Below are 13,491 nucleotides of genomic sequence, written 5' to 3'. Positions count from 1 at the left end.
TATCATCATTCCGGCATTAGATTTAATTGATGGCAAAGTTGTTAGACTACATCAAGGAGATTATGGTAAACAGCAAGACTATGGCAATGATGCCTCAATTCGCCTTCAAAACTATGCAAATCAAGGGGCTAAGTTATTACATCTTGTTGATTTAACGGGAGCTAAAGATCCGTCAAAACGGCAAATTGCTCTTATTGAATCCTTAATAAAAGGCGTTACTATTCCCGTTCAAGTCGGTGGCGGTATCCGTCGAAAAGATGAAATCGATAATTTATTACAAGCGGGTGCTAACCGTATCGTTATTGGTTCGATTGCTATAAAACAGCCTGAAACCGTTAAACAATGGTTTACCCATTATGGTGGTGAAAAAATCGTTTTAGCACTAGATGTTCGAATTGATGAAGAAGGACATAACTATGTCGCGATTCATGGTTGGCAAGAAGCATCCAATCTCACTATCGAACAGGTTATTGAAACGTATCTCCCTTATGGCTTAAAACATGTGCTATGCACCGATATTTCAAAAGATGGTACATTATCGGGTAGCAATGTTAATCTTTACCAAACTATCGGTAAAATGTATCCGCAAATTGCATTACAAGCTTCTGGTGGTATAGGACAACTTTCTGATATCGCAGCATTAGCGCATTGCCCAATATCCGGTATTATTGTCGGTCGGGCATTATTAGAAGATAAATTTACATTACAGGAGGCAATTTCATGCTTGCAAAACGCATAATCCCTTGTCTAGATGTTAAAGATGGACAAGTTGTAAAAGGTGTGCAATTTCGAAATCATGAAATTATTGGTGATATTGTACCCCTTGCTAAACGCTATGCTGCAGAAGGCGCCGATGAATTAGTTTTTTATGATATTACCGCCTCTTCAGATGGTCGAGTGGTCGATAAAAGCTGGATCGCGAAAGTTGCTGAAGTCATTGATATCCCCTTTTGTGTGGCAGGAGGCATTAAAAGTATTAATGATGCAGGGCAAATATTATCATTTGGTGCCGATAAAATATCGATAAATTCGCCCGCTCTAGCTGATCCTTCACTAATTAGTCGCCTAGCGGATCGTTATGGTGTGCAATGTATCGTTGTTGGTATTGATAGTTGGTATGACGAACAAAGTCATGATTATCAAGTTTATCAATTTACCGGTGACGAACATCGAACTATTGCCACCAAATGGCAAACATTAGATTGGGTGAACCGTGTACAACAATTAGGTGCAGGTGAAATCGTACTCAATATGATGAACCAAGACGGGATAAAAAAAGGCTATGATCTTAAACAATTAAAACTGGTTCGCGCTATTTGTAAAGTTCCTCTAATTGCGTCTGGGGGGGCAGGTCATGAAGATCACTTTTTAGCAGCTTTTACACAAGCTCAAATCGATGGTGCTTTAGCAGCATCCGTTTTTCATAAACAAATTATTAACATTGGTGAACTTAAACAATATTTATCACAAAATAATGTGGAGATACGATTATGATAGCGTCTAAAAATAATAATCAACTACAAATAGATAAGCTTGATTGGCAAAAAATGGATAATTTAGTACCGGTCATTATTCAACATTATATATCGGGCAATGTATTAATGCTTGGATACATGAACCAAGAAGCCCTCGCCAAAACATTAGCAACAAGGCAGGTCACTTTTTATTCAAGATCAAAAAAGCGCCTTTGGACAAAAGGGGAAAGTTCGGGTAACTATTTACAATTAATGGCGTTAAATACTGATTGCGATAATGATACATTATTAGTTTTAGTTGATCCCAAAGGACCCACTTGCCATACAGGTACAGATAGCTGTTTTAGTGACATGCAAACTAAAGCAGGATTTTTATTTGCTTTAGAAAAATTAATTGCTGAACGTAAGAATGCGGATCCTACTTCGTCTTATACAGCAAAATTATATCATTCAGGCACCAAACGAATTGCACAAAAAGTTGGTGAGGAAGGCGTTGAAACAGCGCTTGCAGCAACAGTACATGATAAATACGAGCTAGGGAATGAAGCTGCCGATCTGATATTTCATTTACTTGTATTATTACAAGATCAAGATTTATCTTTAACGGATGTTATTAATGTTCTAACCAAACGTAATCATTAATATAATTTAGCGTTAAAGGACGAGCTTATAAAGCTATTCATATCAAATCTAATGTCGCTCATATTAGGGCGACATTTCAAAATAGTCGTTTAAAAGTTCATATTCGTTATTAACGTTCAAAATAAATATAATAAAACTTCATAAACATATAACCATAAATTACTATCCTCTAAATGAAATCCTTTTATAATAAATTTACGTGTTACTTACCATTAATTCAAATAATCATCTTTTTTGAATAGATTCTATTTGAAAGAGATAACTAACTATAGCAATATAAGTAATCTTTTTTTGTAATACGATTGATAAGGATTTGTTTATGAGCAAAATATTTGATGATAATTCACAAACTATTGGACATACTCCACTTGTTAGATTAAAACATTTTGGCGAAGGTCGAATTTTAGCTAAAATCGAATCTCGTAATCCCAGTTTTAGTGTAAAATGCCGTATTGCTTCTAATATGATTTGGGATGCCGAAAAACGTGGATTATTAACGCCTGAGGTAGAATTAATCGAACCAACCAGTGGTAATACAGGTATAGCGCTCGCCGCAGTTGCGGCAGCAAGAGGTTATAAATTAACATTAACAATGCCAGAAAGTATGAGTATTGAGCGTCGAAAATTACTTAAAGCCTTAGGTGCTAATTTAATACTTACCCCATCAGCTGACGGTATGAAAGGAGCGATTGCAAAAGCAGATGAAATCGTTGCCAAAAATCCTAAAAAAACCTTAATGCTCCAGCAATTTAGTAATCCAGCTAATCCCGAAATTCACGAAAAAACGACCGGACCCGAAATCTGGCAAGACACGGATGGTAATATTGATATTTTTGTTGCAGGTGTCGGCACAGGGGGTACCTTTACCGGTGTTACACGTTATATAAAAGAAACAAAAAATAAAAAGATTATTGCAGTTGCTGTTGAGCCTGAAAATTCGCCCGTTATTACTCAAGCTTTATCTGGAGAGCCAATTGTGCCAGGCCCTCATAAAATTCAAGGTATTGGTGCTGGTTTTATTCCTGCCAATTTAGATTTAAATTTGATTGATCGTGTTGAACGCGTCAGTAATGATGATGCGATTAATACAGCACGCGAAATTATGGATAAAGAAGGTATCTTAGTCGGCATTTCATCGGGTGCGGCAGTCATTGCCGCTGATAGATTAGCAAAATTACCTGAATATAAAGATAAAACCATTGTTGTAATTTTACCTTCATCGGGTGAACGTTATTTGAGTACAGATTTATTCCGTGGGGTATTTACTGAAAAAGAATTGGGATAATGCTTTAGAAAGATATGCTCAAACTTACAACATATCCCATCTTATTTTCTTTATGACCACACTTCTTTATTAAACAGTAGTCATAAAGATTAATAATAAAAATGACGATTTAATGAGGAGCGCCTGGCGCAAGCCAGTAAACCTTTATAGGACAACGATCAATCATTAATCGTCATTATCACCACATTGAACAATACCAAAATGACGATAAGCATGAGAAGTAGCAATGCGACCGCGTGGTGTACGTTGAATAAATCCTTGCTGTATTAAAAATGGCTCAAGGACATCTTCAATAGTTTCACGTTCTTCTCCAATAGCTGCGGCAATATTATCTAGCCCAACTGGCCCACCCATAAATTTCTCTATTATCGCTAATAGTAATTTACGATCCATAAAGTCAAAACCTTGCGTATCGACATCTAATAAATCAAGCGCTTTAATAGCAATATTTGCATCAATTACCCCGTTTGTTTTCACTTCAGCATAATCTCTTACTCGACGTAGTAAGCGATTTGCTATTCTTGGTGTTCCTCGCGATCGTTTCGCGACTTCATGGGCTCCTTCAGGCGATAAATTCATACCTAAAAAATTAGCGCTACGGCTAACAATATATTCTAGATCTGCCACTTGATAAAATTCTAGCCGTTGTACAATGCCAAAGCGATCACGTAATGGCGAAGTTAACGAACCAGCGCGTGTTGTTGCACCAATCAAAGTAAACGGCGGTAAATCAATTTTAATTGAGCGAGCGGCTGGACCTTCTCCAATCATAATATCTAACTGATAATCTTCCATTGCTGGATATAAAATCTCTTCAACAACAGGGGATAATCGATGAATTTCATCAATAAATAAAACATCATTAGCTTCAAGATTAGTTAACATGGCAGCTAAATCCCCTGCCTTTTCAAGTACAGGTCCCGACGTTGTCCGTAAATTAACGTTCAGCTCATTTGCGACAATATTAGCAAGTGTAGTTTTACCTAGTCCAGGAGGGCCAAAAATAAGAACATGATCAAGTGCCTCAGAACGCTGTTTAGCCGCCTGAATAAAAATTTTCATTTGTTCACGCACATGTGGTTGACCGATATATTCATCTAAATATTTTGGTCGAATGGCCCTATCTAAGGTTTCTTCTTCTTTCTGGGATTGGGGAGCGATTAAGCGATCCGCTTCAATCATAGTTTATCCTTCTTTAAAATGTCTTAGCTGTTTACCTTAATGGGTAAAATTTAAGATAAAAATCGTTATCTAATATTTTTCAATTATAATACCGATTTTAATGCTTCTCGTATTAAGGTTTCGCTATCCATATCCGCTTTTAGGACCTTACTAATAATGCGACTAGCTTCTTGAGGTTTATAACCTAACGAAATTAAAGCCTGCACAGCTTCATTTTCAATTTGATTTGCTGATTTTTTATCTACAGCAGGATTTACGGAGGAATCTGTTAATGAGGATTCATTCGTTAAACGCTTTAAGCGATCTTTCATTTCAACAATTAACCGTTCTGCGGTTTTAGTTCCAACACCAGGTAACTTAACTAAGGTCTTGATTTCGCCTGCTTCAACTGCTTGTATAAATTGCTTAGCAGACATACCCGATAAAATCGCTAACGCTAATTTAGGACCAACACCATTAACTTTAATTAATTCACGGAATAATTCGCGTTCGTTTTCTTGATTGAACCCATATAAAACCTGAGCATCTTCACGAACAGCAAAATGCGTTAAAATAACCGCCTCTTGCTGATTATCAGGTAATTCATAAAAGCATGTCATTGGCATAAAAACATCATAACCCACACCATTAACCTCAATTAAAACCTTAGGTGGAGATTTTTCAATTACAATACCACGCAATCGCCCTATCACATTAAATCCTCATCAAACCGTTAAATTGCTTTATAGTTTACGCTATCGATTTAAAATAATAAAGAATTCTATTTTTGAATAATAATATTAATATTTTTTAAGAAATTTATCTTAAAAATTAATATTCTGTTTAATCAAAATAAGAAAAATTTACATGACTAATCCCCATTTATTTTGTTTAATAAATTTTTAATATCGATTCATTGGTTCCTTTTAAAAAGTCCATTATCGATGCTGATGTAGTTGGGGAACTACATATCATTGTTTTAGTAGGCAACTGTTTATTAATAATATCTTGTGTAGATAAAGGTACTACCAAACCTGACGCTCTAAATATATAATAATAATTGCCTAAATATTGAACGAATATATTCAAATTAGATAGTGCTGAATCTGGGTATAAAAATTTATCTAAGTAACCCCACTCAGATAATAATCCACCATTGATTTTAGGAACATACCAACCTGTTGATTGTGGATGCGCATTAAATATGTCTGGGACACCGCTTCTAGTAATTTTTGCATTCGTTATCTCTCGAACTGTTGAGGGTTCATAGCCATAGATATTCTTACAATCTTCTCCAGCCGTTTTAGCTGTTTCTTGATCAGAAAGGTATGCTTTATTTAATATAATAAACCAATCTTTTACTGCAAAACTGTATAATAATCGCTTGTTGTTTCCTTTTTGATATATCTTGAATGTGGTCGTCATAAATGATAAAGCTTCCTCTTTTGTTGAAGTGTAATTAGGTCCACTTAATATGAACTTATAACCCCAACGTTTTTTGGGAGTTGGGGAATTTACTTCTCTATCTGAGTTGCCCCAACCTCCTAATGATAAATTTATTGGCGATATGGAAGGAGTTTTCTCTATTTCAAAATCTCCACTACTTATTCCATTAAAAATTAAATAGAAAATCGCTTGATCAAATCCAGAACGAGGAAAATTTCTACTTGGAGCTTCAATATTTTGAGGTGGAAATCCATAATCTTTATCATACTGAGTGGTTTGAATATTCGGCCCATTGCTGTCAACATTAAATATAACGGGTTGAGCCCAGCAAACGTAGGGATCAGTTATAGCAGTCTTAACATAAAAAGTACTTTGACTGCTTGGAAAATTTAATTGATGGGGATAACCATAACGACTTTCTATTGTTGTTTCATCGGTTGATAAAGTAATTTTGTAAGGGGATAAACAACCGTTCAATGTTTCACTGTTAGTTCGTGGGTTATTGTCAACGTCCGTGATAGTCATTCGATAATATTTGTTGCTCGGAATACCTGTACTATCAACTATATCTTCTTCATTATCTCGAAAATATTGTGTTAATTGATTTAATGCAATACTTGGTGTTGTCGACGTACTTGCTGGTATTAATGGAATAAGATCACTAACTTTAGTTCCAGTACTTGGTATTATTATAGGATTTTTCTCTGTTTCGGTAGCATCCACTTTTTTATATACCTTTCCATCTTTATCGGTAATTTCAAATAAGTCATCAAATCCTTCAGGTTTAATCGCAGGATTTTCTTTTAGCGAAAAATAAGGTAATGTTCCTTGTATTATTCCGTTGGTAGTGGCGTTACTTGGTGAATAAATAGAACGTGCGAATGGAACAAATAATATGCCAATCAGGTTGAGCGTTAGCAGTATTATATATGTTAATTTGATAGTTTTCGATAAATCTTTAAAATTATAACGAGTTAATGGTTTAAAAAAAAACATTCTAATTCCTTTTAATTTATAAAATATAATTTTTTTAATATCTATTAATAGGATATTAATTTTTATATACAATAATATATAATACACTATTAATTTATTTTCTTTTCATTAAAAATAAATTACTAACCTATTGATCTATATACATTTGAGATCATATATTAGTATTTTATTTATGACACAAAAATCATCCATAATAATAAGCTTTTAAAAAAAAAACAGCTATAATTATTTTAAAAGATTTTGTCCTTTTATGAAGCTGATAAAAATTCCAATAATATTCGTAAGTTTCTGTCAATTTATAATTTTTTATTGATTGTTACTTAATCTTATAAAGTGAATTAAAAACATTCTTTTAATTATTAAGAATATATTTTCAATTGCAGATTATCTTTTAAACAAAATTTTAAAAATAAAAAAATCGCTAACTTACGCTAGCGATTTTTATCAAGTTCATTTTTGAGAGTATTTATTAAATATATTAATTAATAATAACTCTTATTTCTTTTTAGCCTTGGCATTCGGTAAATCGGTAATCGTACCTTCAAAAATTTCTGCAGCTAAACCGATAGATTCATATAAGGTTGGATGCGCATGAATTGTCAGTGCCATGTCTTCAGCATCACAGCCCATTTCAATAGCCAGTCCAATTTCACCTAATAATTCACCACCATTCACACCAACAACCGCGCCACCTAATAATCGGCCAGTTACTTTATCAAATATAAGCTTTGTCATACCTTCGCTACAGTCAGATGCAATAGCTCGACCGGATGCAACCCAAGGGAAGATGCTGACTTCATAATCAACACCTTTGTTTTTCGCTTCTTTTTCGGTTAAACCAACCCAAGCTACTTCTGGTTCAGTATAAGCAATTGATGGGATTGTTTTAGGATCAAAGTAATGTTTTTTACCCGCAATCACTTCTGCGGCAACATGACCTTCATGGACACCTTTATGTGCGAGCATTGGTTGACCAACTACATCACCAATAGCATAAATATGCGGTACATTAGTACGCATTTGTTTATCAACTTCAATAAAACCACGATCGGTTACATTAACACCTGCTTTTTCAGCGCCAATTAATTTACCATTTGGTGTACGGCCAATTGCGACGAGTACAGCATCATAAGTATGTGTTTCAATAGTACCGTCTTTGAGTTCCATTGTAACATAAATAGCATCGTGTTTTGCTTCAACCGTTGTCACTTTAGTTTCTAAACGTAAAGTAAATTTCTTTTGAATTTGTTTAGTAAAAACTTTGACAATGTCTTTATCGGCTGCAGGAATGACCTGATCAAACATTTCAACAACGTCAACTTCTGAACCTAATGCATGATAAACTGTACCCATTTCAAGGCCGATAATACCACCACCCATCAAAAGTAACTTTCTTGGAATAGTCGTTAAAGCTAAAGCATCTGTTGAATCCCAAACACGCGGGTCATCGTGTGGAATAAAAGGTAATTGGATTGGTCTTGAACCTGCAGCAATAATCGCATTGTCAAACGTAATATTGGTGATACCTTTTGAAGAAGTCACCGCCATGCTGTGACTGCCAGTAAACTGAGCTTCACCTTGTACAACATTGACTTTACGCATTTTGGCCATACCAGCAAGTCCACCTGTTAATTGGTTGATGACTTTTTCTTTCCAACCACGAACTTTTTCAATGTCTAATTTTGGGGTTCCAAATTCTATTCCATGCGCATTTAAGGATTTTGCTTCATCCATGACTTTGGCAACATGTAATAATGCTTTAGATGGAATACAGCCCACATTAAGACATACACCACCTAATGTCGAGTAACGTTCTACAAGGACTACATCTAATCCTAAATCAGCTGCGCGAAAGGCAGCGGAGTAACCCGCTGGACCTGCACCTAAGACAACAACTTGTGTTTTAATATCTTGACTCATAATTAACCCCTTCCTTACATCACTAAACGACGTAAGTCGGATAATGCATTAACGATGTGGCTTAAGAAACGTGCACCATCTGCACCATCAATGACACGGTGATCGAATGATAACGATAATGGTAACATTAATCTTGGAGCAAACTCTTTACCATTCCAAATCGGTTTCATACTTGAACGTGATACACCTAATATACCGACTTCTGGCGCATTAACAATTGGTGTAAAGGCATTGGTTCCGATACCACCTAGGCTTGAAATAGTAAAGCAACCGCCTTGCATATCTGCCCCTGTTAATTTACCTTCGCGCGCTTTTTTCGAGATTACTGCAAGCTCGCGTGATAATTCAATAATGCCCTTTTTATTAACATCTTTAATGACTGGAACAACTAAACCATTAGGCGTATCAACCGCAACCCCAATGTTAATGTATTTTTTAACAATCAAAGTTTGTGCATCTTCTGATAACGAACTGTTAAAGCGTGGATAAGCCGTTAATGCACTCGCGACTGCTTTCATAATAAACACAAGTGGAGTAATCTTCAGATCGAGTTTTTTCTTCTCTGCTTCAACATTTTGTTGTTTACGGAAAGCTTCTAAATCCGTGATATCTGTTTCATCAAATTCGGTAACATGTGGAATCATGACCCAGTTACGATGTAGATTTGCACCCGATACTTTTTGGATTTTCGTTAAAGCTAATTCTTCGACTTCACCAAATTTGCTAAAGTCAACTTTAGGCCATGGTAATAATCCAGGTAATGCTCCCCCCGCCGTCGAGCCAGATTCAGCTTGTTTAACCGCGTTTTTAACATAATTTTGTAGATCTTCACGCAGAATTCGACCTTTAGGTCCAGTTGCTGTCACTTTCGCAAGATTTACGCCAAACTCACGTGCTAATTGGCGAATAGATGGAGTAGCATGCGCATAAGCATCATTTTCAACAAAATCATTAGATGCTGCTTGTGCGACTGGTTTTGATGCATTAGCTGGTGCAGTTGTTTTTTCAGTAGCGACGGTTGGCTGAGTTGTTTGCGCTGGTGAATTCATCGGTGCAGCTGATGCAGACGCCGATGTTTCAAATTGCATAATTTTTGTGCCAGTTTTTACTTTATCCCCAACATTAACAAGAATAGCTTTAACTGTACCTGCAATAGTTGCTGGTACTTCCATTGACGCTTTATCACCTTCAACGGTAATTAAAGAATCATCAACCGCTACGGCATCGCCAACTTTGACTAAAATTTCAGTGACTTCCACTTCGTCATTACCAATATCTGGAACATGTACATCAACAACTTGGCTAGTACCTGATGCCGCTTGTATTGCTTGTACAGGTGCTGGGGCAGCTTCTTGTTTAGCCGCAGGTGCAGAACTTGCACCCTCTTCATCAAAAACCATAATATCAACGCCAGTTGATACTTTATCACCAACTTTAACGTTAATTGACTTTACAATCCCGGCTTGTGGCGCTGGAATTTCCATCGACGCTTTATCGCCTTCGACAGTTAATAACGATTGATCTGCTTCGACTTTATCGCCAACTTTAACTAAAATTTCGGTGACTTCAACTTCATCATTACCAATATCCGGTAATTTTATATTTATACTCATTCTTCCAACCTCTTATGCAACACGTGGATTAATTTTATCGGCATCTATCTCGAATTTTTTCATTGCTTCTTCAACAACTGAATTCTCAATATCGCCGCGTTTAGCAAGTTCACTTAATGCCGCAACGACAACGTAAAACTCATCGACTTCAAAATGATGACGTAAATTTGCTCGGCTATCACTACGTCCAAAACCATCAGTCCCAAGGACTTTATAACTTTCAGCCGGAACAAATGCTCGAATTTGATCAGCATGTAATTTAATATAATCTGTTGCCGCAACTGCAGGATTTGCATTCATAATTTGCGTAACATAAGGTACTTTTGGTGTGCTTGATGGATGTAACGTGTTGTATCTTTCACAGTCTTGTCCATCGCGAGCAAGTTCAGAGAAGGATGTCACGCTATAGATATCTGAGCTAACACCGTAATCATTAGCTAAAATATCAGCAGCTAAACGAACATGTCGTAAAATTGCGCCGGAGCCTAATAATTGAATGCGAGATTTAGCATTTTTGCTTTCAACACTGTCTAATTTATAAATACCACGACGAATACCTTCTTCTGCTCCCTCAGGCATAGCCGGTTGTGCATAATTTTCGTTAAGAGTCGTTATATAATAATAGACGTTTTCTTGATCGCCATACATGCGACGTAAACCATCTTGCATAATAACCGCAACTTCGTAAACATAAGCGGGATCGTAAGAAATACAATTTGGAATTGTTGCCGATAAAATATGGCTATGACCATCTTGATGTTGTAAGCCTTCACCATTTAAAGTTGTTCGTCCAGAAGTTCCACCAATCATAAATCCACGTGCTTGTTGATCGCCTGCAGCCCACATTAAATCACCGACGCGTTGGAATCCAAACATCGAGTAATAAATATAAAATGGGATCATTGGTAAATCATTTGTGCTGTAAGACGTCGCTGCGGCTAGCCATGATGCCGTTGCACCGCATTCATTAATCCCTTCTTGGAAGATTTGACCTTTCTCATCTTCACGATAATAAGCAACTTGTTCTCTATCTTGTGGTGTATATTGTTGACCATTTGGATTATAAATACCGATTTGACGGAATAACCCTTCCATACCAAAAGTACGAGCTTCATCAGCTAAAATTGGTACTAAATGTGGCGCAAGGGCTTTATCTTTAAGCATAATATTTAACGCACGAACAAAGGCAATTGTTGTCGAAATCTCTTTCGTTTGCGCTTCGAGTAATGAACTAAATTCACTCAATGGAGGAATAGATAGTGAACCCGAAAACTTTGTCAAACGAGTTGGAAGATAACCATTCAACGCTTTACGACGTTCATGAATATAATTATATTCTGGTGAATCTTTTTCGAATTTAAGGTATGGTAATTTTTCAAGTGCTTCATCAGCAACTGGAATATTAAAGAAATCTCGAACATGACGGACACCGTCCAGATTCATTTTTTTAACTTGGTGAGCAATATTTTTACCTTCTGCAGCATCGCCCATGCCATAACCTTTAATGGTATGCGCTAAAATAATAGAAGGACGACCTTTGGTTTCTTTAGCTAATTTGAACGCAGCAAACATTTTAGAAGGATCTTGACCACCACGATTTAATTTAAAAATTTCATCGTCTGTCATATCTTTAACAAGTTCTGCTGTTTCTGGATATTTACCAAAGAAATGCTCACGAACATAAGCACCATTTTTGGATTTGAACGTTTGATAATCGCCATCAAGCGTTTCATTCATTAAGCGAATTAATTTACCCGATTTATCTTTTTGAAGTAATTTATCCCAGCGGCTTCCCCAAAGCACTTTAATTACATTCCAACCCGCGCCAGCAAAAATGCCTTCTAGTTCGTTGACAATTTTACCGTTACCAGTAACTGGACCATCGAGGCGTTGTAAATTACAGTTAACAATAAAAATTAAATTATCCAGTTTTTCACGAGTAGCAACCGTTATACAACCTTTTGATTCTGGCTCATCCATTTCACCATCACCTAAAAATGCATAAACCGTTTGCTCAGAGGTATCTTTTAAACCACGATGATGTAAATATTTTAAGAATCGAGCTTGGTAGATAGCACTAACAGGACCTAATCCCATTGATACGGTTGGAAATTGCCAAAATTCAGGCATTAATTTTGGATGAGGATAAGAAGATAAACCATGCCCATGGATTTCTTGGCGGAAATTATCAAGTTGTTCTTCAGTTAAACGCCCTTCTACAAAAGCACGTGAATATACTCCTGGTGATAAGTGACCTTGGAAGTAAACTAAATCCCCACCGTCTTTTTCATTACGAGCTCTAAAAAAATGGTTATAACAAACTTCATAAAACGTGGCGGCAGATTGGAATGATGCCATGTGACCACCAAGCTCTAAATCTTTTTTAGAAGCTCGTAGTACCATCATCATTGCATTCCAACGAACGATAGAACGGATACGCCTTTCAATGTCCCAATCCCCTGGATAAGCTGGTTCGTCTTCTACAGAAATGGTATTTATATAATTACTTGTTGAAGAACCGAATAATAAAGGAACACCCAAAGTACCTGCTTTATTAATAAGTTGACCAATAATATATTGGGCTCTTTCTGTTCCTTCCTCTCGTATAATCGATTCAATACTTTCAAGCCAGTCTAGCGTTTCGGCGGGATCGATATCATTTATTTGCATATCCGACATAGTAAAACCTCTTATTTGTTTAAAAAAATATAGAATCGATAATATGACTGTTAAATAATCCCTTAAAAAAGGGTTATATTGCCATAATTTTCATCAATTCTATTTTACACATTCTTTTCAATTTAATTTGACCGTACTAATTATATATGAAGGTCCAATAAAGCAACTAAAATAAAAGAATGTTACTGACTATCGAATTAATTAGTTAATCCGATAAATCTAAATATGGAGCAAAATAAATTTATTTAATTATTTGAAATAATTTAATTTATTT

At 35.9% G+C, this 13,491-nt stretch carries 10 protein-coding genes; 4 read left to right on the top strand and 6 right to left on the bottom strand.

Going from position 1 to position 13,491, the window contains the following annotated elements:
* Position 1: 1 nt before the first annotated feature.
* The 4 genes from hisA (at position 2) to cysK (ending at position 3,402) form a co-directional block, all read left to right on the top strand.
* Positions 2–739 carry a 1-(5-phosphoribosyl)-5-[(5-phosphoribosylamino)methylideneamino]imidazole-4-carboxamide isomerase gene (hisA, locus tag ACSYSW_RS05625; protein WP_491706081.1) on the top strand — a complete coding sequence of 246 codons (738 nt, stop codon included), beginning with the start codon at positions 2–4 and terminating at the stop codon, positions 737–739.
* The gene (gene hisF / locus ACSYSW_RS05620; RefSeq protein WP_491705988.1) at positions 721–1,494 is read left to right on the top strand and encodes an imidazole glycerol phosphate synthase subunit HisF; all 774 of its coding nucleotides are present in this window, start codon (positions 721–723) and stop codon (positions 1,492–1,494) included. The genes hisA and hisF overlap by 19 nt, the downstream gene beginning before the upstream one ends.
* On the top strand, positions 1,491–2,117 hold the full coding sequence (gene hisIE / locus ACSYSW_RS05615) for a bifunctional phosphoribosyl-AMP cyclohydrolase/phosphoribosyl-ATP diphosphatase HisIE (protein WP_491705989.1): 627 nt from the start codon (positions 1,491–1,493) through the stop codon (positions 2,115–2,117). The genes hisF and hisIE overlap by 4 nt, the downstream gene beginning before the upstream one ends.
* A 319-nt stretch (positions 2,118–2,436) precedes the next feature.
* A complete protein-coding gene (cysK, locus tag ACSYSW_RS05610; RefSeq protein ID WP_491705990.1) occupies positions 2,437–3,402 on the top strand; it encodes a cysteine synthase A in 966 nt (321 codons plus the stop codon).
* Positions 3,403–3,567: 165 nt separating this feature from the next.
* Here cysK and ruvB read toward each other — a convergent pair whose 3' ends face one another.
* From ruvB to aceE, 6 genes are all read right to left on the bottom strand, one after another.
* The gene (gene ruvB, locus ACSYSW_RS05605; protein ID WP_491705991.1) at positions 3,568–4,584 is read right to left on the bottom strand and encodes a Holliday junction branch migration DNA helicase RuvB; all 1,017 of its coding nucleotides are present in this window, start codon (positions 4,582–4,584) and stop codon (positions 3,568–3,570) included.
* Between the two features lie 83 nt (positions 4,585–4,667).
* A complete protein-coding gene (gene ruvA, locus ACSYSW_RS05600; protein ID WP_491705992.1) occupies positions 4,668–5,276 on the bottom strand; it encodes a Holliday junction branch migration protein RuvA in 609 nt (202 codons plus the stop codon).
* A 178-nt stretch (positions 5,277–5,454) separates the two neighbouring features.
* Positions 5,455–7,005: a hypothetical protein gene (locus ACSYSW_RS05595; RefSeq protein WP_491705993.1), complete on the bottom strand. Its 1,551-nt coding sequence runs from the start codon at positions 7,003–7,005 to the stop codon at positions 5,455–5,457.
* A 495-nt stretch (positions 7,006–7,500) separates the two neighbouring features.
* Positions 7,501–8,925, bottom strand: a complete 1,425-nt coding sequence (gene lpdA / locus ACSYSW_RS05590) for a dihydrolipoyl dehydrogenase (RefSeq protein ID WP_491705994.1) — start codon at positions 8,923–8,925, stop codon at positions 7,501–7,503.
* A 14-nt stretch (positions 8,926–8,939) separates the two neighbouring features.
* Positions 8,940–10,538, bottom strand: a complete 1,599-nt coding sequence (gene aceF / locus ACSYSW_RS05585) for a pyruvate dehydrogenase complex dihydrolipoyllysine-residue acetyltransferase (RefSeq protein ID WP_491705995.1) — start codon at positions 10,536–10,538, stop codon at positions 8,940–8,942.
* Between the two features lie 12 nt (positions 10,539–10,550).
* Positions 10,551–13,217, bottom strand: coding sequence for a pyruvate dehydrogenase (acetyl-transferring), homodimeric type (aceE, locus tag ACSYSW_RS05580; RefSeq protein WP_491705996.1), 2,667 nt, complete (start codon positions 13,215–13,217; stop codon positions 10,551–10,553).
* Positions 13,218–13,491: the final 274 nt, after the last annotated feature.

The organism is Gilliamella sp. ESL1225, assembly GCF_058502635.1.
This window is presented reverse-complemented; position numbering and strand designations above follow the sequence as displayed.

Excerpts from the sequence above, each read along its gene's own strand:
- hisF (WP_491705988.1), top strand. The coding sequence starts at position 721 with ATGCTTGCAAAACGCATAATCCCTTGTCTAGATGTTAAAGATGGACAA.
- hisIE (WP_491705989.1), top strand. The coding sequence starts at position 1,491 with ATGATAGCGTCTAAAAATAATAATCAACTACAAATAGATAAGCTTGAT.
- cysK (WP_491705990.1), top strand. The coding sequence starts at position 2,437 with ATGAGCAAAATATTTGATGATAATTCACAAACTATTGGACATACTCCA.
- ruvB (WP_491705991.1), bottom strand. The coding sequence starts at position 4,584 with ATGATTGAAGCGGATCGCTTAATCGCTCCCCAATCCCAGAAAGAAGAA.
- ACSYSW_RS05595 (WP_491705993.1), bottom strand. The coding sequence starts at position 7,005 with ATGTTTTTTTTTAAACCATTAACTCGTTATAATTTTAAAGATTTATCG.
- lpdA (WP_491705994.1), bottom strand. The coding sequence starts at position 8,925 with ATGAGTCAAGATATTAAAACACAAGTTGTTGTCTTAGGTGCAGGTCCA.
- aceF (WP_491705995.1), bottom strand. The coding sequence starts at position 10,538 with ATGAGTATAAATATAAAATTACCGGATATTGGTAATGATGAAGTTGAA.
- aceE (WP_491705996.1), bottom strand. The coding sequence starts at position 13,217 with ATGTCGGATATGCAAATAAATGATATCGATCCCGCCGAAACGCTAGAC.